Here is a 21,693-nt window from a genome sequence, read left to right on the forward strand (position 1 = left end):
CCCGCGCGGACCGCGGACCGCGGCCCGGCGCGTCAGGCGGGCAGGTTCACCAGGTCCGCCAGGCGGGCCCGGTGCCTGCCCGGCGTGCCGAGTGCCAGCTCGTCGGCCTTGGCGCGCTTGAGGTACAGGTGCGCGGGGTGCTCCCAGGTCATCCCGATGCCGCCGTGCAGCTGGATCGCCTCCTCCGCCGCCTTCACCGCGATCGGCGCCACCCGGGCCTGCGCGACCGCCACCGCGATCGGCACGTCGGTGCCCGTGGCCAGTGCGTCCGCCGCGTTGCGGGCCGCCGCGCGGGCGATCACCAGGTCCGTGTACAGGTTCGCCAGCCGGTGCTTGAGGGCCTGGAACCCGCCCACCGGGCGGCCGAACTGGTAGCGGCCCTTGAGGTAGGCCACCGTCTCGGTGAGCGCCCACTCGGCGACGCCCGTCTGCTCCGACGCCAGGATGCCCGCGCCGGTCAGCAGCGCCTCCTCCAGCGCCGCCGCCGCTTGCGGTCCCGAGGCCACCAGGACCCCCGGCGCGTCCGACAGCTCGACGTCGGCCACGCGCCGGGTCAGGTCGAACGAGACCAGCTCCGACACCGTCGCGGCGGATGCCTCGACCACGTACAGCGCGGGGCCGTCCGGGCCGGCGGCCGGGACGACGAGCAGGTCCGCCGCCGAGGCGTCGGCGACCGTGCCCACCCGGCCGGACAGCGTTCCCGCCGGCGAGGCCGTCACCGACGACGGGAAGCCCGCGCCGGGCGCCGTGGACAGCGTGACGGCCAGCGCGCCGGTCGCCTGGCCCGTCGCGAGGCGGCGGACGAAGTCGGCGGCGCCCGCGTGCACCAGCGCCGTCGTCGCCAGCACCACGCTGCCCAGGAACGGCACCGGCGCCACGCTGCGGCCCAGCTCCTCGGCCACGACGGCCACTTCGCGGGCCGAAGCGCCGTGCCCGCCCAGCTCCTCGGGCACCGCCAGCCCGGCGATGCCGACCTCCTCGGCCAGCGTGCGCCACAGCTTCAGGTCGTACCCCTCGGCCGTCTCGACGCGCGCCAGCAGCGCCTCCGCCGAAGCCTTGTCCTTCAACAGGTCCCGGACCGAGGCGCGCAGGTCTTCCTCGACGTCCGAATACAGCAGGTCGCTCATCGGGGCAGGTCCTTCCAGGCGACGTCCTTGTCGACACGCGGCTCCGAGGGCAGGCCCAGCACGCGCTCGGCGATGATGTTGCGCAGGATCTCCGAGGTGCCGCCCTCGATGGAGTTGCCCTTCGCGCGCAGGTAGCGGTAGCCGGCTTCGCGGCCGGTGAAGTCGACGATCGCCGGGCGCCGGAACGTCCAGTCGTCGTAGGCCAGACCTTCTTCGCCCAGCAGCTCGACCTCCAGGCCGGTGAGCGCCTGGTTCAGCTCGGAGAAGGCGACCTTCATGGCCGAGCCTTCCGGCCCGGGCGCCCCGGCCGCCAGCTGCTGGCGCAGCCGGGTGCCGGCCAGCCGCAGCGTCTCCGCCTCGACCCAGTGCTTCACCAGCCGGTCACGCAGCTCGGGCGTGCGCAGCTCGGGCCGCTCGCGCCAGGTCTTCGCGACGATCCCGATCAGCCCGCCCTCGCGGGGCAGGACGTGCCCGCCGATCGCGACGCGCTCGTTCATCAGCGTCGTCTGCGCGACCTTCCAGCCTTCACCGACCGCGCCGAGGCGCTGGGTGTCCGGAATCCGGACGTCGGTCAGGAACACCTCGTTGAACTCGGCCTCGCCGGTGATCTGGCGCAGCGGCCGGACCTCGACGCCGGGCGCGGTCATGTCGCACAGGAAGTACGTCATGCCCTGGTGCTTCGGCACGTCCGGGTCGGTGCGGGTGACCAGGATCGCCCACTGCGACTCGTGCGCCCCGGACGTCCACACCTTCTGGCCGGTGACGATCCAGTCGTCGCCGTCGCGCACCGCCCGCGTGCCGAGCGCGGCGAGGTCGGAGCCGGCGCCGGGCTCGGAGAACAGCTGGCACCACACCTCCTCGCCGGTCCACAGTGGACGCAGGTAGCGCTCGCGCTGCTCCGGCGTGCCGAAGGCGAGGATGGTCGGCGCGGCCATGCCGAGGCCGATGCCGATCCGGCGCGGGTTGTTGTCCGGCGCACCCGCTTCCGCGAACGCATTGTCCACAACGGACTGCAGGGCGCGCGGGGCGTTCTGGCCGCCGAGGCCGGCGGGGAAGTGGATCCACGCGAGACCGGCGTCGAACCGGGCCCGCAGGAACTCCAGCCGGTCGGTGGTCCCGGGGTCGTGCGCGGCCAGGAACTCGCGCACCTGGCGCGTCAGGTCTTCGGCGGTGACAGTCACTTGGCGCCCTCCGAGAGGTACTTCTTGAGTTCCCGCCGGGCCAGCGAGCGCTTGTGCACCTCGTCGGGCCCGTCGGCCAGGCGCAGCGTCCGGTTCCCGGCCCACATCGCGGCGAGCGGGAAGTCCTGGCTGACGCCGCCCGCGCCGTGCACCTGCACGGCCTTGTCGAGGATCCATTCGACGGCGCTCGGGGTGGAGATCTTGATCGCCTGGATCTCGGTGTGCGCGCCCTGGTTGCCGACGGTGTCCATCAGCCACGCGGTCTTGAGCACCAGCAGCCGCTGCTGCTCGATCCGCACGCGGGACTCGGCGATCCAGTCCTGCACCACGCCCTGCTGGGCGATCGGCTTGCCGAACGCCTCGCGCGAGATCGCCCGGCGGCACATGAGCTCCAGCGCGCGTTCGGCCATGCCGATGGCGCGCATGCAGTGGTGGATGCGGCCCGGCCCGAGCCGCGCCTGGGCGATGGCGAACCCGTCGCCCTCGCCGGCGATGAGGTTCTCGACCGGCACGCGGACGTCCTCGAACAGCACCTCGGCGTGGCCGCCGTGGTCGCTGTCGTCGTAGCCGAACACGTGCATGCCGCGCTTGACCGTGACGCCCGGCGTGTCGCGGGGAACCAGGATCATGCTCTGCTGCTTGTGCGGCGCGGCTTCGGGATCGGTCTTGCCCATCACGATGAAGATCTTGCACGCGGGGTTCATCGCGCCGGAGATGTACCACTTGCGGCCGTTGACGACGTATTCGTCGCCGTCGCGGCGGATCGCGGTCTCGATGTTGCGGGCGTCGGAGGAGGCGACGTCGGGCTCGGTCATCGCGAACGCGGAGCGGATTTCCCCGTTCAGCAACGGTTCCAGCCACTGCTTCTGCTGGTCGTCGTTGCCGAACATGGCCAGCACTTCCATGTTCCCGGTGTCCGGCGCGGCGCAGTTGAGCGCGGTCGGCGCCAGCCGGATGCTGCGGCCGGTGATCTCCGCCAGCGGCGCGTACTGGAGGTTCGTCAGGCCCGCACCGTGGTCGCCGGGGAGGAAGAAGTTCCACAGGCCGCGCTTGCGGGCCTCGGCCTTCAGCTCGTCCATGACCGGCGGGATGGCCCACGGGTCGTCGCGCTCGGCGAGCTGCTGTTCGAACACCGGCTCGGCGGGGTAGATGTGCGAGTCCATGAACTCGAGGAGCCGCCCGCGCAGCTCCTCGGTCTTCTCGTCGAACGCGAAGTCCATTTACTTCTCCTCTTTGAGAATCTCGTTGCCGTGCGCGATGAGCGGCGCGACCCCGGCGCCGACGCCTTCGAAGCCCGCCCCGACCGTCTGGCCCTTGCTGAAGCGGTAGTGGATGCCTTCCAGGATCACCGCCAGCTTGAAGAAGGCGAAGCTGACATACCAGTTCAGCTGCGAGACGTCCCGGCCCGAGAGTTCGGCGTAGCGCCGCACGACTTCGTCGGTCGTCGGGTAGCCCGGCGCCGAGCTGGCGTTGGAGACGAACTGCAGGGACACCTTGTCGCGCTCGGCGTAGGCCACCAGCAGCGCGAGGTCGGTGAGCGGGTCGCCGAGCGTCGACATCTCCCAGTCGAGCACGGCCGAGATCCGGTCGGTCCGGTCGACCAGGACGTTGTCCAGCCGGTAGTCGCCGTGGACGATCGACGGCTTCCCGGAGACGGGCACCGCGGCCGCGAGCCGGTCGTGCAGCTCTTCGATGCCGGGCAGATCCCGGCTGCGCGAGGCGTCCAGCTGCTTCTTCCACCGCCGCAGCTGCCGCTCGAGGAAGCCTTCCGGGCGGCCGAAGCCCGCCAGGCCAGCGGCGGCCGGGTCGACCGAGTGCAGGTCGACGAGCGTGTCGACCAGCGCTTCGGCGATCGCCCGGGTCCGCTGCTCGCCGAGTGCCGCCAGCTCGTCGGCGGTCCGGTACGGCGTGCCCTCCACGAAGCTCATGACGTAGAACTGCGCGCCGAGGACGCCGGGTTCCTCGCAGAGCAGGATCGCCTCGGGCACCGGCACGGCGGTGTCGCGCAGGCCGGAGATCACCCGGAACTCGCGGGTCATGTCGTGCGCCGTGGGCAGCACGTGCCCGAGCGGCGGGCGGCGTACGACCCAGCGCGAGCGGCCGTCGCCCACCACGTAGGTGAGGTTGGACCGGCCGCCCTCGACGACGTCCGCGGTCAGCTCCCCGGCGACCATCCCGGGCCGCTGCGCGTCCAGGTGGGCGCGCAGCCGGTCCAGGTCGAGCCCCGGCGGGTCGGTGCGGGTCATCCAGCCTCCTCGAAGTCCGTCCGGGCAAGCATACCGACTAGTCGGTATGACGTACAGAGGCGGGGCGAGCGGCACTTTCCGCCGAAAGCACCGCTCGCCGCGGCGTCACGCGAGGAACCGCGTCACCCATTCGGCGACGCAGGCCGGCTTCGCCTCGCCGTCGATCTCGACCGTCCACTTCGACACCGCCTGCTTGCCGCCCGGGATGTCGGTGACCTCCACCAGCTCGGCGCCGGCGCGCACCTTCGAGCCGACCTTCACCGGCTGCGGGAAGCGGACCTTGTTGAGTCCGTAGTTGATGCCCATCTTGATGCCGTTGACCTTGTAGATCTTCGGCCCGAACGCCGAGAGCAGCGACAGCGTCAGGAAGCCGTGCGCGATGGTGCCGCCGAACGGGCCCGCGGTCGCCATCGGCTCGTCGACGTGGATCCACTGGTGGTCGTCGGTGGCGTCGGCGAACTGGTTGACCCGGTCCTGGGTGACCTTCAGCCACTCGCTGTACCCGAGGTGCTCGCCGACGGCGGCGGCGAACGCGTCCAGGTTCTCGAACTCGCGCATCGCCCTCAGTCCTTCGGTCCGCCGGCGGCGTAGACGACCTGGCCCGAGATGAACCCGGCGCCCTCGCTCACCAGGAAGGAGGCGAGGTGCGCGATGTCGTCGGGCGTGCCGACGCGCTGCACCGGGATCTGCGACGCGGCCGCCGCCTTGAAGTCCTCGAAGCTCATGCCGATGCGCTCGGCGGTCGCGGCGGTCATGTCGGTGGCGATGAAGCCCGGCGCGATCGCGTTGGCCGTGACGTTGAACTTGCCCAGCTCGATGGCCAGCGTCTTGGTGAAGCCCTGCATGCCGGCCTTCGCGGCGGAGTAGTTGACCTGGCCGCGGTTGCCCAGCGCCGAGGTGCTGGAGAGGTTGACGATCCGGCCGTACTTCTGCTCGGTCATGTACTTCTGCACCGCGCGGGTCATCAGGAAGGAGCCCTTGAGGTGCACGTCGAGCACCGAGTCCCAGTCCTGCTCGGTCATCTTGAACAGCAGGTTGTCGCGCGTGATGCCGGCGTTGTTGACGAGCACGACCGGCGGGCCCAGCTCTTCGGCGACGCGGGTGACGGCCGCCTCGACCTGCTCGGCGTCCCGCACGTCCAGCGCGACGCCGACGGCCTTGCCGCCCTTCGCGACGATCGCCTCGGCGCCCTGCTTGACACCGGCCTCGTCCAGGTCCAGCAGCCCGACGGCGAAGCCGTCATCGGCGAGCCGGGCGGCGATGGCGGCACCGATGCCGCGGCCGGCACCGGTGACCACGGCGACACGGGAAGGGGAATCGGTCACGGGGACCTCCTCGTCGTTGAGAAGCGGGTTCGTGCCCGCGAGCATACTAAGCAGTTGCTTTCCGTACAGTGCGCGCAGTCACACCCGGAGTGGTGTCGCCTCGCGCAGGATCATAGCCGCGGCCGGGGGCACGCAGCCGGTCGCTCCGCTCGGGGGCACCGTTTCGGGTGGTCCGTGGGACGAGCGCCGCGGGCCGCGCTGTCGGCGCGGCCCGGGGCAGCAGCTCCCGCGCTCGGGTGGCCGTTCCCGTCGCGGCGCCGAAGCCACGCTGCCGCGCACGCCGAGTCCGGCAGGCGGTTTGCGCGCGAGCTGCGTGGTGAGGAGTCGACGCGCTGCTCCGTTTCGGTGATGGGGTGGCAGAAAGCGGCCACGGGAACCACCGGCGGCCGTTACCGTGCTTGCCTTCCGCCGTGACCGAAAAGCTCGCCAGGTGCCGGACGCCGGGCGCGATCGGCTCCGGTGCCCGACGTCCCGGTTCCGGAGCGGCCGGCGAACCTGAACCGGGCGTTCGTGCTGTGGCTGGTGATCGGCGGGCTGACGGAGATTGACATGGTGCGGACCGTGCGCGTGTGGTGGCCCTTCCTCGTCCCCGTCCTGCTGCTCGCGGGCTGCGCCGGTGATCCGCCGCCGTCGCCGCCACCGGCGCCGCCCGCGTTGACCTTGGACCAGCAGGCCGCCTGGGCGTTCGCCTCGGCCGATCCGTGCGCGTTCGTGGCCGGGGAAGCCGAGCCGAAGACCACCCGCTACTGCGTCGTCCGCCTGCCGGGCGGCTCGGCGGCGAAGGTCGCGCTGGGTGGCTTCGGGCACGCCGGCCGCAAGGCGGCCAAGGCGGTGACCATCGGGGAGCTGCTCGCCTACCAACGGGCGGCGGACGGGGCTTGCGAGACCGCCTTTCCGCTGTCCTTCACGAAGGCGGTCATGGTGACGACGCCCGGCGCGTGCGCCCCGGGCGAGCCGAACCTGGTGGCGGCCGCGCGCAAGCTGCGCGGGGACCTCGACGCGCTGGCCCGTCCGGCGCCGGTGAACCCGGTGACCCGCTGGGACCTCTGCGAGCTGCTGACCACCGCGTTGCGGCTCGAGCCCGACCCGTCCGGCCCGCCGTCGCCGGACAGCGAACAGGGGTGCTCGAACCAGTTCGGCGTGGCCGGGCCGAGCCTGCGGGTGACCGTGCGGCCGGGCGCGAGCGTGGCCCCGGCGGGGCCGCCCGGCCCGGACGAGGTCTCCCTGGGCGACGTCAACGCGCGCGTCAGCGAGGAGGTCTCGCCGCCGGGTGTGGACCTCCCGCCCACCTGCGGCCTGCGCTGGGACGAAGGCGCGGTCGGCGGGCCGGCCGCGGGCGTGTACGAACTGAGCCTCGCCACGGAAACGCGCTGCGCGGAAGCGGTGAACCAGGCCAAGGCGGTGCGCTCGACGCTGCGGAACGCCCCCGGACCGCCCCGGCCGAAGACGCTCGGGATCACCCCGGACCAGCCGGACGAGGCCTCGCCGGCGGCATGCCGCATCGTCGACGAGCCGGCGCCGGGCTGCCGCGCCGCCGTGCCGGCCGAAGTACCTCGCGGGGCCGACGCGATCATGACCGCCGGATCGGAGAACGCGGACATCCTGTGCACCATGCTGGCGGCCGGGATCCGGCAGGCGGCCGTCGGCGAACCACGAGTGGCGAACAACGTCACCGGCTGCGTCGGCACCTACGGGGACGCGTCGATGACCGTCGAGCTGAAACTCGCCGGCTATTCGCCGTCGGCCACGCCGGAACCGGTCACCCTCGGCGGCCTGCCGGGCTTCGCCGAGAACTACGGAACCGCGCGCTTCGTGGACCTCTCGCCGTACCGGGACCTCGCGCGACCCGCGAGCGTACGGCTGTCGGTCAACGCCTCGATCCCCGACCCGCCGGCGGAATCCTTGGCGGTGGCCGACCGGATCGCCACCGCGATCGGCGCGGCCTACTTCGGCTGAGCCCGGGGCCGGCTTCAGGCGTCGATGACGTAGCCGACCTTCGGCACGGTCCGCACCGGCTGTGGTTCACCCAGCTTGCGGCGCAGGTTCCCGATCGCCACGTCCAGCGCGTTGGACGACGGCGGATCCGGCCAGGCGTGCGCGACGAGGTCCCGGCGGGTCACCGGACGGCCGGCGTCGGTCATGAGCCGTTCCAGCAGGTCGAACTCGGTGCGGGTCAGGCTCAGCAGCACCCCGGCGCGGCGCACTTCGCGCCGTCCGGTGTCGAGCTCGACGCCGGCGCACCGCAGGACGGCCGCCTGCGGCTGCCCGCTGCGGCGGCACAGGCTGCGCACCCGCGCGACCATTTCCTCGGCCAGGAACGGCTTTTCGAGGTAGTCGTCCCCGCCGCGGCGCAGCCCGGCCAGGCGCTGGGCCGGATCGCCCAGCGCGGTCAGGAAAAGCACGGGCACGGTCCAGCCGGTCCGGCGTTTCCGCTCGACGTAGTCCAGCGCGTCGCCGCCCGGCAGCAGCCGGTCGAACACCGCGCAGTCGTGGTCGTTGACCCACAGCAGCTCGTCGGCGGTCGGGAGGTCGCCCGCGGCGTCGACCGCGAACCCGGCGCCGCGCAGGGAGGTGGTGATCGCCAGGCGGAGATCCGCGTCGTCCTCGGTGACCAAGATCCGCACCACCGCAACCTAGCGTCCTCAGCTCGCCCGCTCCAGCAGCCAGCCGCGGCCGGCGGCCTTCACGCCCGCCTGGAACCGGCTGCGCGCACCCAGCCGGTGCATCAGGTCGGACACCATCCGGCGGACCGTCCGCACCGACAGGTCCAGCCGGGCGGCGGCCGAGTCGTCGGTGCAGCCCGCCGAAAGCAGGGTCAGCAGCTCCCGCTCCCGCGGGGTGAGCCCGGCCTCGCCGCATCCGCCGGCGGACACGAACGGCGTCGCCTCCGCCCAGACACGCTCGAACAGCTCCAGGACGGTGGTGACGACGGCGGGCAGGTGGACGGCCGTGACCGCTGATGGTCGGCCACGGCGCGCGGGCAGCACGGCCACGCCGTGGTCGACCACCAGCGCGCTGGCGGGCACCCGCGGGACGGTCCGCACGACGGCACCCGCCCGCGTCAGCGTGGTCAGCCGGGCGGCCACGGCCGGGTCGAGCCGGGCGCGGTCGGGCACGAGCACGCGGTACCGCACGCCGCGGCCGAGGTTGCGCAGGTCGATCCGGCGCAGCGGCGCGATCGGGTCCGGCTCGCCGCCGCCCGCGGACGTCATCACGACGACGTCCGCGACGGCCGAAGCGAGCAGTCCGTCGGCACCGCCGTTGTGGCGGTCCGCGGACAGGACGACGGGCGTGGTCATGCGGGAACACCTCCCACGGCGACGGGGAGAGCCGGAAGTGCCGGCACGGTGACACCGATCCGGTCGGCGAGCCGCACCGCGGTTTCGATCGCGCGCACCGCACCCACCAGGAGGTCCTCGATCCGGGCGAGGTCGCCCGGGGCGCCGCCGGGCCGATCGCCGCGGAGCACCCGCCGGTGCGCGGCGGCGAGCGCGGGCCCGGGTTCGACGCCGAGTTCGGCCAGCAGCACCGCGCGGGCGCTTTCGAACGCTTCGAGGGCCTCGGCGCGACGGCCGCCGTGGTGCAGCGCCAAGACCAGCCGGGTCCAGGAGTCCTCCCGCAGCGGGTCCTCGGTGACCAGCGCCCGCGCGAGGACGGCGGCTTCGTCGTGCCGCCCGGTGCCGGCGTACAGATCGGCCAGCCGGTTCCGGATCCGCCGGTGCAGCTGCTCGGCGAAGCCGACGGCGGGAGCGGCCCAGCCGGTGCCGCCGTAGGGACGGCCACGCCACAGCCGGAGCGCTTCGGTGAGCAGGCCGGCCGCGGCTTCCGGGTCACCGGTGCGGCCCGCGGCCTCGAAGAGGCGCTGGGCCTCGTCGACGTCGAGTTCTCCGGGGTCGACGCGGATGCGGTACGCCCGGGCCGTGCTTTCGATCCGCGGCCCGGCGGCCGGCGCCGGCAGGGCCCGGCGCAAGCGCCACACGTAGGTCTTCAGGTTCCGCTCCGCCGAGGGCGGCACGTCCTGTTCCTGCCAGATCATGGCGATCAGCTCGTCTACGCTCACCCAGGCATTAGCGTGGACCAGCAACGCCGAAAGGAGGGCAGCGGGCTTGCCGGTGCCCACCCTCACCTCGGCCCCGCCCGGCTCGCGCACCTCGAGTGGCCCGAGCACCCCGAACGACACTGGACACCTCCTTGATCGAGTGCATCCACCCTGCCCGGCCCGGCCTGAGGATTTGATGACATGAGCCGACCGAAGGGCCGGGTGCTGATCGTCGAAGACGAAGAGGACATCCGGATGGCCGTCACCGCCGAGCTGAGCGCCGCCGGATTCGTGGTCGACGCGGTGGGCACGCTCGCCGACGCGGCCGGGACGATCGAGGCCGCCGGGCACGCCTGCGCGGTCTTCGACCGGATGCTGCCCGACGGCGACGCGCTCGGGTTCGTGGACGCCCTCCGCCGCCGGGGCTGGACGGTGCCCGTGCTGTTCCTGACCGCCCGCGACTCCGGCGCGGACCGGGTCGCGGGGTTCACCCACGGCGGCGACGACTACGTGACCAAGCCGTTCCTGATGGCCGAGCTGCTCGCCCGGGTGCTCAACCTGTGCCGGCGGGCCGGCAGGCGGCCGCCCGTGCTGCGGCACGCCGACCTGGAGGTCGACTGCGCGCGCGGGGAAGTGCGGCGCGGCGGCGTGCTGCTGTCGCTGAGCGCACGGGAGTTCGCGATCCTCGAATACCTGGCGACCCGGCGGGGGAACGCCGTGACCCGCGCCGAGCTCATCGAGCACTGCTGGGACGCCGAGCCGATGGCCAACGTCGTGGACGCGGTGGTCAAGCGGCTGCGGCGCAAACTCGGGCACCCGGACCCGGTCGACACGGTCCGCGGGGTCGGGTACCGGCTGTCATGACCGAGTCGTCCACCGGCCGCCTCCGCCGGCTGCGCCGCCTGCTCACCCTGCTCTTCACGGTCATGAACGCGGCCGGGCTCGTCGTGCTGGCGCTGCTGGTGATCAAGGTCGACGCCGACCGTGGCCGTCAGCAGCTCGACAGTGAGGTGCGGCTGGTCGTCGCCGGCGTCAACCGGCTGCTCGCCGACTCCGGCGGTGCGCTCGTGACCGCGTACATCACCGGCGATCCGCTCAACGAGCAGTGCCCGCAGTTCGCCGTGCTGCCGGGCGGCACGCCGCGGTTCGCCGGTTACCACAGCAGGCGGCGGTGCGTGCCGGTCGACGACGCGTACCTGGACGGCCTCGCCGCCCAGGCGGTCCAGGCCGCGCACCCGCTGTCCGGCTACTCCCGCACCGCCGACGGGCACCTGCTCTACTTCGCCGCGGAGCCGATCCAGAACAGCGGGCGGCAGTACATCGGTGCCGTCGTCGCGGTGGCCGACACCGCGGGCGAGGAAGCCCGGCACGACCAGTGGGTGCTGCTCGTCCTCGGCGGGTGCGCGCTGCTGGTGGCCGCGGTGGGCGGCCTCGGCTACGTGCTCGCCGGGCGGGCGACGAAACCGGCGGAGGCCGCGCTGGACCAGCAGCGGTCATTGCTCAACGGCGTTTCGCAGCTGCTCGACGGAGTCGTCCACGACCTGAAGACACCCGTGGCCCGGCTGCGCGCGCTCGCCGACGCGGCCCAGCGGAACCCCGAGGCGCAGGCGGAGCTGCTGCCGCGCACCATCCGGCTCGCCGGGATGATGGGCGACATCATCGACCTGTGGCCCAGCCGGGCGCGGATCACCGCCGGCGTCGAAGAGCTGACGCTCGCGCCGCTGATGCTCGACCAGCTCGTGGAGACGCTGGCCGAAGACATCCCGGCCGACGGCGCGCGCGTGACCGTCACGTCCGTCCCGACGCGCGTCGACGGCGACGCCACGCTGCTGCGGCGGGCGATCGGGAACCTGATCGGCAACGCGCTCGACCACGGACGGCTCGGCGGCGAGGACGCCGAGGTCCAGGTGACGGTCCTCGACGGGCGCGTGATCGTCGCCGACCGCGGCCCCGGCATCGATCCCGGAGAAGCGGCCAAGCTGTTCGAACCGCACTACAGCGGCGGCGGGTCGACCGGGATCGGGCTGGCCGTCGTCAAGTGGGTGGCCGAGGTGCACGGCGGCACCGTGCGGGTCTACAACCGCGACGAGGGCGGGGCGATCTTCGAGCTCAGCCTGCCCACGGGCCGGTGACTTCCCGGAGTTTCGCGGGGAATGGATCGATCGTGTACTCCCTGTGTATTCGTCGAAGTACCCTGGGTGCGTGATCCGAGGAGGGAAGGGGGCCGCCCGCGGGGGATGGCGGGCGAGGGCTCCGATCGCGCTGGCGGTGGCGGCATGTCTCGCCGTCGTGGGACTCGCTGTCGGCGGCGCGGCCGATCCGCCCGGCGGTTTCGCGCTCAGCCCGTCCGGGCACTGGGTCTACAGCCCGGAGTACGGCATGGCGTTCCACGTCAGCGGGGGCGGCGACCGTGCCGACGCGCAGGTGAGCCTGCCCGGTGCCGGGCCCGGCCCGGTCGTGCAGGGCGACACCAGCGGCTTTGTGGTCGGCCCCGCCAGGATCGTGGAATTCGGGAAGTCGTCGCTGACGGTCGAGGGCAGCACGCCGGCGCCCGCCGACGAACGCCCGGTGACCTTGGAGGTCCGCGGCGGGCCGTACGCGGTCTACCGCCAGGCAGGCACCGTGATCCGGCTCGGCGAGCACCCCGCGACGATCCCGGCGGGCGGCCCGGTCGCCACCCCGGTGGCGACCGGCGACGGCCGGGTGTGGCTGCCCCGCACCGATGCCGGGCTGCTGTGCGCCCTGCCCGAGCAGGCCGACCGGGTGTCCTGCCCGGTCGCGCTGCCCCAGGGGCACCACGGCCTGCTGGCCGTCGTCGCCGACCGCCCGGTGTTCGTCGACACCACCGACGACACCGTGCGGCCGGTCGAATCCACGCAGCTCGGCGCGCCGGCGCCACTGCGGGTCGACGTGCCGGACAACGCGCAGATCGCGTCGACCGACGTGGCCGGGCGGCTGGCGATCCTCGATCCCGGGAGCCGGAAGCTGCACCTCGTGGACCCCACCGGGGCCGCGGTGGGTCCGGTGACCGTCGGCCTCCCGCCGGGGGACTACGCGGGCATCGAATCGTCCGGCGGGGTCGTCGCGGTCGTCAACCGCACCGACCACACGCTGAACACCTTCGACAGCGCCGGCGTCCCGCGTGACCGCCGGCCGATCCCGGGCGGCGACGGGCAGCCCCCGCTGGTCAAGGGCGGCGACGCCCGCGTCTACGTCGACGGCGCGGACGGCGCCCACGTCATGGTGGTCGACCACGACGGCGGCGTCAGCGAAGTGCCGGTCGCCGGCGACCGCACGCCGGACCGCGACCAGCAGACCCAGCAGCAGCCGCCGCCCGTTCAGCCGCCGCCGGGCACGCACCCGGCGGGGCCGCCGGCACCGGCCGTCCCCGGCGGCGACCGGAAACCCGTTGTGCCGCCGAAGAAAACGCCGCCTCCGACGTCGAACGCGCCGCTGCCCGCCGCTCCGCCCGGCGCGCCGCGGGCGGTCTCCGCGACCGCGGGCGACGGCTCGGCCACCGTGTCCTGGGGCGCGGCCGCGCCGAACGGCGCGCCGGTCACGAGCTACCTGGTGAGCTGGGCCGGCGGCGAGACGACGGTCGGCGGCGGCGCGCGCTCGGCCGCGATCAGCGGCCTGAGCAACGGCACCGCGTACGTCTTCACCGTCGTGGCGGTGAACCGCGCGGGTGCGGGCCCCGGCGTCGGCTCGAAGGCGGTGACACCGCGCGCCGCGGTGCGGCCGCCGGGCCGCCCGGGGAGCCTCGCGATCGAGGCGACGACCAAGCACACCTGGGCGAAGGTGACCTGGACGGCCGCCGAGCCCAACGGCGCCCCGGTGATCGCCTACCACGTGCACTGGACTCGCGACGACGGCACGCGCGAAGGCTCGGTCACGCTCGCCGGCTCGGCGCGGACGTACACGATCGAAGACATCTGGGACGGCAAGGACATCCCGTTCACCGTCACCGTGACCGCGGAGAACAGTGCGGGCACCGGACCGGCCGCGTCGGCGCACAAGGCGCCGCCGTCGTGACAGGAGGATCGATGCAGCAGCCGCGGGCGACCGAGGTCTACGCCCGGATCGCCGAGAACGTGCAGGGGGTGCTGCGCGGCAAACCGGAGGTCGTCCGGCTGGCCGTGGCCGCCCTGCTCGCCGAAGGCCATCTCCTGATCGAGGACGTGCCCGGGCTCGGCAAGACGACCCTCGCCCGCTGCCTGGCGCGCAGCATCGGCGGCAGCTGGAACCGGATCCAGTTCACCCCGGACCTGCTGCCCGGCGACATCACCGGCGTCATGGTCTACCACCAGAACAACGAGCGGTTCGAGTTCCACCCGGGCGGGATCTTCGCCAACGTCGTGCTGGCCGACGAGATCAACCGTGGCACCCCGAAAACGCAGTCCGCGCTGCTGGAGGTGATGTCCGAACGGCGGGCCACCGTCGACTCGGTCCCGCACGACGTGCCGCGCCCCTTCCTGGTGATCGCCACGCAGAACCCGATCGAGATGGAAGGCACCTACCGGCTCCCGGAGGCTCAGCTCGACCGGTTCCTCATGCGCGTCGCCGTCGGCTATCCCGACCACAACGCCGAGGTGGAGGTGATCATGCGGGCGTGCGCCGGGTACGGGCCCGACGAGCTGTCGCAGGTGGTGGACCTGGCGGCGCTGCGCGCGGCGATCGACGAGGTCCGCACGGCCCGGCTGGACCCGGCGATCCTGTCGTACGCCGTGCGGCTGGCCGAGCACACCCGCCACCACGCGGACGTCCGGTACGGCGCCAGCCCGCGGGGCAGCATCGCCCTCGTCCGCGCGGCCCAGGCGATCGCCGCCACCGACGGCCGCGCGTACGTGACCCCGGACGACGTCAAGACGGTCGCGAAACCCGTGCTGGCGCACCGGCTCGTGCTCACCGCGGACGCGGAGCTCAACCAGCGCGAGCCGGACGACATCGTGCAGGACGCCCTCGACAAGACGCCGGTGCCGGCCGTCAACGCGGTGTGAACCCATGCGGCTGACCCGGCGCGGGCTGAGTGTCCTCGGTGCCGCTGTTGTGCTGTACGCCCTCGGCGAGATCGCCGGCTACGTCCTGCTGCGGGCGCTCGCCGGCGCCGCCGCGGGCGCCCTGCTCGCGGGTGCCGCCGTCACGCTGCGGCGGCCGCGGGTTTCCGTGCGGCGGGAAATGCCGTCCAACCGGATCCAGCGGGGCGGGGCGACGACCGCGCTGCTCGTGGTGGCCAACCCGGGCGGGCGGCGGCAGCCCGGGTTCACCGCCCGGGAACAGAGCGGCCAGGGCGAAGTCGTCGACGTTCACCCGCTCCCGCCGGGCGCGTCCCAGTCCTACGCCTACAAGCTGACCGGACGGCACCGCGGCCGGATCACGGTGGGTCCGCTCTCGATCGAGCGCGCCGATCCGCTGGGGCTCGTCCGCCGGCGGATCACCGCGGGCGACACGGCCACGCTGTGGGTCTACCCGCCGCTGCGGCCGGCGCGGGCACCGGGCGCGGGCCACCCGCGGCACCACCACGAGGGGCCGACCACGGACGACTCCCTGCACGGCTCGGCCGACCTGCGTGACGTCCGCGAGTACGTCGTCGGCGACGAAGTCCGGCACCTGCACTGGAAGGCGACCGCGCGGACCGGCACGCTCATGGTCCGGGACTACGTCGACCCCGACCACCCGCGGTTCACGCTGCTGCTCGACACCCGCCCGCGCGTGCTGTCCGCCGCCGAGTTCGAAGAGGCGGTCGAGCTGGCGGCCTCGCTGGTGAACGCGGCCGCCACCGCCGGGCACCGCTGCCGCCTCCTGACCTCCTCGGGAGCGGACGTGGCCACGAACGGCGGGACCGTCGCGGTGCGGCCGCTGCTCGACGTGCTCTGCGAGGTCGCGCAGGACGCGGACGGCGCGATGATCCCCGCGGCGCTCGCGGGCCCCGGCGGCCGCGGCGGGTGCCTGGTCGTGGTCACCGGGCGGGCGAGCAGGGACCTGCCGGGGCTGGCGGCGGTCCGGTCCCGCTTCTCCGCGTTGTACGTGCTGGGGGTGGGCACCCACGGGCTCGGCATGGACGGCCTCGGCGTCCACGGCATCGAAGGGGTCCGCGGGGCCCGCCGGATCAGCGCGCCGGACGCCGGAGAGGCGGTGAGCCGGTGGAACGAAATGGTGTCCTGACGGTGCCACGCGGAGCCGAGGTGGCGATGGTGGCCGCGGCCGCGCTCGCGGGCCTGTTGTTCGGCCCGGTGTTCGGCGTGCTGCCGCTGTTGCCCGGGCTCGTCGTCGTGGTGACGACGTTCGCGGTGGCCGAGCTGTGCCGTCGGTGGCCGGGTCTGGTGCCGTGGCGGCCGCTCCTCGTGCCGGCGGCCGGGGTCCTGGCCATCGTCGAGGCCGTTCTGCCGGGCACGACGCTGGGCGGCCTGCCCACCGCGGATTCTTTTTCGGTGCTCGCCGACGGGGCGCTGCACGGCTGGCGGCGCACGCTCCAGTCGACGTGGCCGGCCTCGCCGGACCCGCGGCTGCTGGTGTTCGTCCCGCTGCTGGTGCTGGTGGCCGCGTGGCTGGGACTGGAGCTGCTGCACCGCGTGCGGCGCCCGTTGCCCGCACTCGTGCCCGGGCTTCTGGTGGCCGTGCTGAGCCAGGCGTACGCGGCGGTGAGCGGCTTCACGGCGGTGTTCGCCGGGCTGGGCTACGCGTTGCTCGCCGGGGCGGTCGTCGTGCTGGCCGGCCGTCCCGCATCCCGGGCGGCCGTCCTCGTCGTCCCGGTGGTGCTGCTGAGCGTGGCCGGAGCGATCACGGCCGGGCGCGTGCCGCCGGAGCGGCCGGCGTTTTCCTTGCGTGACATCGAAGCCGCGCCGCTGCCCACCGGTTCGGTGGCCAGCCCGCTGGACGATCTCGCGGCGCGGTGGCGGAATCCCGGCGTCCCGGTGTTCCGGTACACCGCGTCCGGACCGGTGTCCCGCTGGCCGCTCGTGGTGTTCGACGGCTTCGACGGCGTGAACTGGCGGCCCGGGACCGGCTACCGCCGGGTGGGCCGCGAGGTCGCGCCGGGGCGGGTGGTCGGCGTGCCGGTCGAGCGGAACACCGCGCGCGTCGAGCTCACCGGGCTGGGCGGGCCGTGGCTGCCGAGCCAGACGTGGCCCGCCACCGTCGAAGGCGTGCCCACGCTGGTGGACGAACAGCGGGGCACGCTCCTCGCGGAGCGGCCGAACCCGGGTGCGCGGTACACGATCGGGTGGTGGGAACCGGAGACGGACGCCGCGCGGCTCGCCGACGCGGCCGTGGACCCCGCGGCGGGGCTGGGCAGCCTGAGCGAAGTTCCGCCGGAGATCGACGCACTCGCCGAGCGTGCCCTGCCCGGCCTGCGGCCGTCGTTCCGGTCCGCGCTCGCCCTCGAGCGGTTCCTCCGTGACAACTACCGGCTGGCCGTCGGCACCGATGTCCCGACCGGGCACGGCTGGCCGCAGCTGCGGAAGTTCCTCGTCGAGGACAAGCGGGGCACGAGCGAGCAGTTCGCGGCGGCCTACGTCGCGCTGGCGCGGCTGCGCGGCATCCCGGCCCGCCTGGCGACGGGTTTCCGCGCACCCGAGCGGCCGGAGCCCGACGGGTCGTACCTGGTGCGCAACCGGGACGCCGCCGCGTGGCCCGAAGTCGCCGTCGCCGGGGTCGGCTGGGTCGCGCTGGACCCGGCCGCGGGCGCGGCTCCCAGCGGGGCCGGAAGCACCGGGGTGGCGGCCGCCGTCGCCCGGGCCCGGGCGGAGCTGCCCCCGGAACCCCAGCTGGCGGACACGGGAACCGCGGACGTAGCGTCCACAATGGACTCTCGATCGGGTGGTGGCGGCTGGACCGGACCGGCGCTGGCCGCGGCCGTGCTGGTGGCGGCGGCGGGCTTGGCGTGGGGCGGCGGAGTCCCGGCGGCGGTGGGCATCCGGGCCCGGCTCCGCCGGCGCCGGCCCGGCCGGGCGGCGGTGCTCGGGGCGTGGGCGGAGGCCCGCGACCGGTTGCGCGCCCACGGGGTCGCGGTCACCGCGGGCATGACCGTCCGCGACCTCGGCACGGCCGCGTCCGGAGTCGCGGACCGGACGACGGTGGAAGCACTCGGTTCGCTGGCGGCGGTCGTGGACGTCGCACTGTGGTCGGGTACGGCACCTCCCGACGCCGGAGCACGCGCGTGGGCGGCGGTCCGGGCGGTCCGCGACGGCCTGCGCCGGCGGCCACTGCGGGAGCGGCTGCGTGCGGCGCTCAATCCGATGGTGCTGCGCTCGCCTCGTTGAGCCGGGTGCCGGCGGAATGCCTGGGGCGGGAGCGGCTGCGTGCGGCGTCGCTCAGCACACCGCGCCGCGGATCGGGCGCGCCTGGCTCTGCCAGGTGCCGCGCGGGCTCGCCGCCTGGATCCGGAAGCAGTAGCCGCGGCCGCGCTCCACCGGGATCTCTCGGCTCGTCGCGCGCTGGGCGATGATCACCCGCGGGCTCGGCTGTCCCGCTTCGGTCACCAGCACGGCGAAATCGAGGTTCGGCGGGGCGTGCCACGTCAGCGTCACGAAGTCCTCGTGGTCGGCGGGCTCGTCCAGGTCGATCCGGACGGCGTCGGCCGCGCCCGTCGTCGAGGGCGGGGGCGGGGGGAGCGGAGCCGGGGTGGGCGTCCCGGTCCCGGACGGCCACAGGGCGGCTGCCGCCGCCACGACCGCGGCCGCTGCGGCGCATGCGGTGACCGCCGCGAGGATGCGCCGCCGGTTCCCCGGCGGTGCAGGCGGTTCCCGCCGCGGTTCGAGCACCAGCAGCGGCTCGCCCGTGGCCTGGCGCAACGCCGTCAGCTCGGCGACGACCGTTTCGGCGTCCGGCCGTTCGTGCGGATCCTTGGCCAGCAACCGCTTCACCAGGCCGGCCAGGCCGGGCGGAACGTCCGCGAGATCGGGCGGTGGTGCGTCGAACACCCGCAGGACCAGCGTCTCCGCGCGCTCGCCCGCCGCCGCCCGGAAGGGCGCCTGACCGGTGCGGCAGAAGTACAGCACCGCACCCAGCCCGTAGCGGTCCGACGCTTCGTCCAGCACCGCGCGGCTCAACGTTTCCGGCGCCAGGAACCCCGTCTCGGCCAAGGCTTCGCGGCCGAACCGGCGCCGGAGGACCACCCCGAAGTCGGCGACCACCGGCTGGTCACCGGCGAACAGGACGTTCCCCGGGTGCACGCCGCCGTGTGCCAGCCCGGCGCCGTGCGCGGCGGCGAGGGCCTCCGCGACCGCTGCGCCGACCGCCACCGTCGCCGGCACGTCCAGGGGGCCGCTGCGGGCCACGCGGTCGGCCAGCGACTCCGCGCACCTCGGCGTCACCAGGGCCGGCCGTCCGCCGGGCAGCTCCCGGACCTGCTCGACGTGCCGGATCGGCGCGCCGCGCAGCTTGGCGAGCGCCGCCCGCTCCCGTTCGAAGGCCGCGCGCGTCCGCCGGTCCAGCGGCTCGGGCAGCACCTTGACGACCACCTCGCCGCGCCGCCCCAGGTACGACGACGCCAGGGGACCGTCCCGGAACGGGACCAGGTCGCCGGCGGGGAGATTCTCCATGACGCCGATCATGGTAGCGCCGGGCGATCGGCGGTTCACTCCCTGCAGGTGGCGCCCCGGAAGGGTCTCGGCTCGCTGACCTGGACACGGACCCCGTCGGTCGCCTGCACCTGGAAGCAGTACTTCACCCGCGGGTCGACGGTGACCCGCGCGGTGCGGTTCCGCCGCACCAGGGTGGTCTCGGTCGGGCCGGCTTCGGCGGCGGCGACCACCGCGAACTCCCACCCGGCGGGGCCGGTCCAGGACAGGGTGGCCGCGGTCCCGAGATCGGCGGGCTCGGCCAGGTCCAGCGACACGGGTTCGACGGTGCCGGGCGGGGTGCTCGCCGTCCCGGACGCGGCGGACGGTGTGACCCCGAACGGTCCCTTGACCAGCATCCACGCCACGGCGACGAGGATCGCGGCGCACGCCGGGAGCGCGACGAGCAGCCACGCCCGGTCCTTGCGCGGCGCCGGCTCAGGCTCCCCGGCTCCGGGCGGCGGCCACGCGAACACCTCGGCGCCCAGGCGGGACCCGGCTGCCGGGCCGGGGCCCGGTTCCGGTTCCGGTTCCTGGGCCTCCCACAACCGGATCAGCTGCTTCGTCACCTCCTCGGCGGAGGCCGGCCGCTTCACCGGATCCTTTTCGAGCAGCCGGTCCACGAGCACGAGCAGGTCGATCGGCGCCTCCGGCCGGTCCACGGGCGGAGCCGGATCGTGGCGGACGGAGTCCCGCAGGGCCGCGACATCGGGCGCGGCGGCGGGAAACGGCGGCCGGCCCGCCAACGCCGTGTGGAGCACGACACCGAGCCCGTAGAGGTCGGAACGTTCGCCGGCGTCGCCGTCCAGCGTCTCCGGGGCCAGGTAGGCGATCCCGTGATCGCCGTCGCGGGTGAAGACGTCCCGGAGGGTGTGCCCGAAGTCGCTCAGCACCGGCTCGCCGGAGGCCCGGAACAGCACGTTGGCCGGCGTCACCCGGCCGTGGACGATCCCCGCCCGATGCGCGGCGACGAGCGTCGAGGCGAGGGTGAGGCCGAGGACGAGGACGTCGGAGACGGTCAGCGGACCGGACGCGGCGACGACCCGGGCGAGCGACTGGGTGCACAGTTCCATGCGGAGCGCGACCCGCCCGTCCGGCATCGTCTCGACCGCTTGCGGCACCACGACCCCGGCCTGCTCGGCGAGCCCCGCCAGAGCGGCCAGTTCGCGGTCGAGGCGGGCGCGCGTGCGCCGGTAGAGGCGGCCGGGAAACACTTTCAGGGCAATCACTTCGCTGCCGCGCCGGCAGGCGCACACGGTGCCGGACGCGCCGCCGCCGAGCGGCACGAGGCTGTAGTGGCCCTCTTCCGCTGTCGCCATTTCCGCTCCTGTGCTCGCGCCTGTCGGCTTCGCCGCCGATCGTCCCGCGGCGAGCCGTGTTCCGGGGGACGGTGGCCGCTTGCTGCCATCCCGGCCCTCGGCGCGCACGCTCGTGGAAACCTCAGGGCATGGCACCGAGTGAAGTGGAACGACCCGTGCTCTCGTTCGGGGCGGCGCTGCGCAACGCGGCGTTCAGGCGCAGCTGCGGCGCCCGTTACATCGCGATTCCGCGCGTGGCCTGGCTGGGCCACCGTGCGCCGGCGCCCGAACCCGCGGACGACCTGGAAGCCGGCATCGAGCCGCCGGCCGTCGACGAGGACCTCCCGGAGCCGAGCCGGAAGGCGTTCACCCGGTGCGCGGGCGCCGCGTCGGCGCTGGTGTACGCGGTGCCGACCGGCGCGCTCATCGGCACGCCGGCCGGCACCGCGATCGCCGGTGCCGCCGGGGTGTTCGGCTGGTTGACCGGTCGTTCACTGGCGGACGAGTACTACACCCGCCACCACGGTGACGGCCCGGCGGGAACGGCCGCCTGAAGAGGCCGTCGTCAGCTCGCGCCGGACGGGATCGGCGACCGGAGGTAGTCGTCGTCCAGTTCGGCGCCCAGGCGCCAGCTGCCGCCGACCGGTGCGGACGGGCCGCTCTTGCCGCTGAACCCGGTCTTGCCGCCGGGCTCCGCCTCGACGAGAGCGTCAGCGGCGGGCCTGAGCATCCGCCGCAGCTGGTTGCAGGCCACGGTCGCGCCCGTCGTCGTCCAGGGGGCTGTACCGGAAGGTGGGCACGGACGTCGCGGGCTGCGGCCGGATCGCGGCTGCGTCGCGGTCGTGCCTCGGCCGGTGTCCGGTGAGGACCGTCGTGCGTCCCGTGCCGCCGTGGTGTTCCTTGGTGTCGCGGCGGTCGTC

General features: G+C 74.2%; 20 protein-coding genes. 8 read left to right on the top strand and 12 right to left on the bottom strand.

Annotation, left to right across the window (positions count from 1 at the left end; genetic code table 11):
* Positions 1-32: 32 nt before the first annotated feature.
* The 6 genes from BT341_RS22100 to fabG form a co-directional block, all read right to left on the bottom strand.
* Complete coding sequence (locus tag BT341_RS22100) at positions 33-1,127, bottom strand: acyl-CoA dehydrogenase family protein (protein ID WP_072478099.1); 1,095 nt, start codon at positions 1,125-1,127, stop codon at positions 33-35.
* Positions 1,124-2,308, bottom strand: coding sequence for an acyl-CoA dehydrogenase family protein (locus tag BT341_RS22105; protein ID WP_072478100.1), 1,185 nt, complete (start codon positions 2,306-2,308; stop codon positions 1,124-1,126). The genes BT341_RS22100 and BT341_RS22105 overlap by 4 nt, the downstream gene beginning before the upstream one ends.
* Positions 2,305-3,528, bottom strand: a complete 1,224-nt coding sequence (locus tag BT341_RS22110) for an acyl-CoA dehydrogenase family protein (RefSeq protein WP_072478101.1) — start codon at positions 3,526-3,528, stop codon at positions 2,305-2,307. Before BT341_RS22110 ends, BT341_RS22105 begins: the two co-directional genes overlap by 4 nt.
* Complete coding sequence (locus BT341_RS22115; RefSeq protein WP_072478102.1) at positions 3,529-4,554, bottom strand: phosphotransferase family protein; 1,026 nt, start codon at positions 4,552-4,554, stop codon at positions 3,529-3,531.
* Positions 4,555-4,659: 105 nt separating this feature from the next.
* Positions 4,660-5,112: a MaoC family dehydratase gene (locus BT341_RS22120; RefSeq protein ID WP_072478103.1), complete on the bottom strand. Its 453-nt coding sequence runs from the start codon at positions 5,110-5,112 to the stop codon at positions 4,660-4,662.
* Positions 5,113-5,117: 5 nt separating this feature from the next.
* Positions 5,118-5,879 (bottom strand): 3-oxoacyl-ACP reductase FabG, encoded by a 762-nt coding sequence (gene fabG / locus BT341_RS22125; RefSeq protein WP_072482114.1) that lies wholly within the window; start codon positions 5,877-5,879, stop codon positions 5,118-5,120.
* Between the two features lie 459 nt (positions 5,880-6,338).
* On the opposite strand from fabG, the gene BT341_RS22130 reads away from it, so the two are divergent.
* Complete coding sequence (locus BT341_RS22130) at positions 6,339-7,835, top strand: hypothetical protein (protein WP_072478104.1); 1,497 nt, start codon at positions 6,339-6,341, stop codon at positions 7,833-7,835.
* Between the two features lie 14 nt (positions 7,836-7,849).
* On the opposite strand, the gene BT341_RS22135 is transcribed toward BT341_RS22130, so the two are convergent.
* Genes BT341_RS22135 through BT341_RS22145 form a run of 3 tightly spaced genes read right to left on the bottom strand, consistent with a single transcriptional unit; the run spans position 7,850 to position 10,059 of the window.
* Entirely contained in the window at positions 7,850-8,503 is a 654-nt protein-coding gene (locus BT341_RS22135; protein ID WP_072482115.1) for a response regulator transcription factor, read from the bottom strand.
* A gap of 18 nt (positions 8,504-8,521) precedes the next feature.
* A complete protein-coding gene (locus BT341_RS22140; RefSeq protein ID WP_072478105.1) occupies positions 8,522-9,178 on the bottom strand; it encodes a helix-turn-helix transcriptional regulator in 657 nt (218 codons plus the stop codon).
* Positions 9,175-10,059: an AfsR/SARP family transcriptional regulator gene (locus BT341_RS22145; protein ID WP_072478106.1), complete on the bottom strand. Its 885-nt coding sequence runs from the start codon at positions 10,057-10,059 to the stop codon at positions 9,175-9,177. Before BT341_RS22145 ends, BT341_RS22140 begins: the two co-directional genes overlap by 4 nt.
* Before the next feature lie 60 nt (positions 10,060-10,119).
* Here BT341_RS22145 and BT341_RS22150 point away from each other — a divergent pair, with 60 nt between their 5' ends.
* The 6 genes from BT341_RS22150 (at position 10,120) to BT341_RS22175 (ending at position 18,176) form a co-directional block, all read left to right on the top strand.
* A complete protein-coding gene (locus BT341_RS22150) occupies positions 10,120-10,782 on the top strand; it encodes a response regulator transcription factor (protein WP_177328877.1) in 663 nt (220 codons plus the stop codon).
* Positions 10,779-12,050 carry a sensor histidine kinase gene (locus tag BT341_RS22155; protein WP_072478107.1) on the top strand — a complete coding sequence of 424 codons (1,272 nt, stop codon included), beginning with the start codon at positions 10,779-10,781 and terminating at the stop codon, positions 12,048-12,050. The genes BT341_RS22150 and BT341_RS22155 overlap by 4 nt, the downstream gene beginning before the upstream one ends.
* Before the next feature lie 157 nt (positions 12,051-12,207).
* Positions 12,208-13,950 carry a fibronectin type III domain-containing protein gene (locus BT341_RS22160; RefSeq protein WP_072478108.1) on the top strand — a complete coding sequence of 581 codons (1,743 nt, stop codon included), beginning with the start codon at positions 12,208-12,210 and terminating at the stop codon, positions 13,948-13,950.
* An 11-nt stretch (positions 13,951-13,961) separates the two neighbouring features.
* On the top strand, positions 13,962-14,915 hold the full coding sequence (locus BT341_RS22165; protein ID WP_072478109.1) for an AAA family ATPase: 954 nt from the start codon (positions 13,962-13,964) through the stop codon (positions 14,913-14,915).
* Between the two features lie 4 nt (positions 14,916-14,919).
* Positions 14,920-16,080: a DUF58 domain-containing protein gene (locus BT341_RS22170; protein WP_072478110.1), complete on the top strand. Its 1,161-nt coding sequence runs from the start codon at positions 14,920-14,922 to the stop codon at positions 16,078-16,080.
* A 2-nt stretch (positions 16,081-16,082) separates the two neighbouring features.
* Complete coding sequence (locus BT341_RS22175) at positions 16,083-18,176, top strand: transglutaminase TgpA family protein (protein ID WP_245805056.1); 2,094 nt, start codon at positions 16,083-16,085, stop codon at positions 18,174-18,176.
* Positions 18,177-18,227: 51 nt separating this feature from the next.
* On the opposite strand, the gene BT341_RS22180 is transcribed toward BT341_RS22175, so the two are convergent.
* Complete coding sequence (locus BT341_RS22180) at positions 18,228-19,457, bottom strand: protein kinase domain-containing protein (RefSeq protein WP_072482118.1); 1,230 nt, start codon at positions 19,455-19,457, stop codon at positions 18,228-18,230.
* Between the two features lie 35 nt (positions 19,458-19,492).
* Positions 19,493-20,794 carry a serine/threonine-protein kinase gene (locus tag BT341_RS22185; protein WP_072478111.1) on the bottom strand — a complete coding sequence of 434 codons (1,302 nt, stop codon included), beginning with the start codon at positions 20,792-20,794 and terminating at the stop codon, positions 19,493-19,495.
* Between the two features lie 128 nt (positions 20,795-20,922).
* Here BT341_RS22185 and BT341_RS22190 point away from each other — a divergent pair, with 128 nt between their 5' ends.
* Positions 20,923-21,327, top strand: a complete 405-nt coding sequence (locus tag BT341_RS22190; protein WP_143168619.1) for a hypothetical protein — start codon at positions 20,923-20,925, stop codon at positions 21,325-21,327.
* An 11-nt stretch (positions 21,328-21,338) separates the two neighbouring features.
* Here BT341_RS22190 and BT341_RS45450 read toward each other — a convergent pair whose 3' ends face one another.
* Positions 21,339-21,503 (bottom strand): hypothetical protein, encoded by a 165-nt coding sequence (locus tag BT341_RS45450; RefSeq protein ID WP_177328878.1) that lies wholly within the window; start codon positions 21,501-21,503, stop codon positions 21,339-21,341.
* Positions 21,504-21,693 lie beyond the last annotated feature (190 nt).

The organism is Amycolatopsis australiensis (assembly GCF_900119165.1).
In the GTDB taxonomy this organism is placed as follows: domain Bacteria; phylum Actinomycetota; class Actinomycetes; order Mycobacteriales; family Pseudonocardiaceae; genus Amycolatopsis; species Amycolatopsis australiensis.

Bases quoted from the DNA above. Each gene is read 5' to 3' on its own strand.
- BT341_RS22100 (WP_072478099.1), bottom strand. From the start codon at position 1,127: ATGAGCGACCTGCTGTATTCGGACGTCGAGGAAGACCTGCGCGCCTCG.
- BT341_RS22110 (WP_072478101.1), bottom strand. From the start codon at position 3,528: ATGGACTTCGCGTTCGACGAGAAGACCGAGGAGCTGCGCGGGCGGCTC.
- BT341_RS22115 (WP_072478102.1), bottom strand. From the start codon at position 4,554: ATGACCCGCACCGACCCGCCGGGGCTCGACCTGGACCGGCTGCGCGCC.
- BT341_RS22120 (WP_072478103.1), bottom strand. From the start codon at position 5,112: ATGCGCGAGTTCGAGAACCTGGACGCGTTCGCCGCCGCCGTCGGCGAG.
- BT341_RS22140 (WP_072478105.1), bottom strand. From the start codon at position 9,178: ATGACCACGCCCGTCGTCCTGTCCGCGGACCGCCACAACGGCGGTGCC.
- BT341_RS22150 (WP_177328877.1), top strand. From the start codon at position 10,120: ATGAGCCGACCGAAGGGCCGGGTGCTGATCGTCGAAGACGAAGAGGAC.
- BT341_RS22155 (WP_072478107.1), top strand. From the start codon at position 10,779: ATGACCGAGTCGTCCACCGGCCGCCTCCGCCGGCTGCGCCGCCTGCTC.
- BT341_RS22165 (WP_072478109.1), top strand. From the start codon at position 13,962: ATGCAGCAGCCGCGGGCGACCGAGGTCTACGCCCGGATCGCCGAGAAC.
- BT341_RS22170 (WP_072478110.1), top strand. From the start codon at position 14,920: ATGCGGCTGACCCGGCGCGGGCTGAGTGTCCTCGGTGCCGCTGTTGTG.
- BT341_RS22180 (WP_072482118.1), bottom strand. From the start codon at position 19,457: ATGGAGAATCTCCCCGCCGGCGACCTGGTCCCGTTCCGGGACGGTCCC.
- BT341_RS22185 (WP_072478111.1), bottom strand. From the start codon at position 20,794: ATGGCGACAGCGGAAGAGGGCCACTACAGCCTCGTGCCGCTCGGCGGC.
- BT341_RS22190 (WP_143168619.1), top strand. From the start codon at position 20,923: ATGGCACCGAGTGAAGTGGAACGACCCGTGCTCTCGTTCGGGGCGGCG.
- BT341_RS45450 (WP_177328878.1), bottom strand. From the start codon at position 21,503: ATGCTCAGGCCCGCCGCTGACGCTCTCGTCGAGGCGGAGCCCGGCGGC.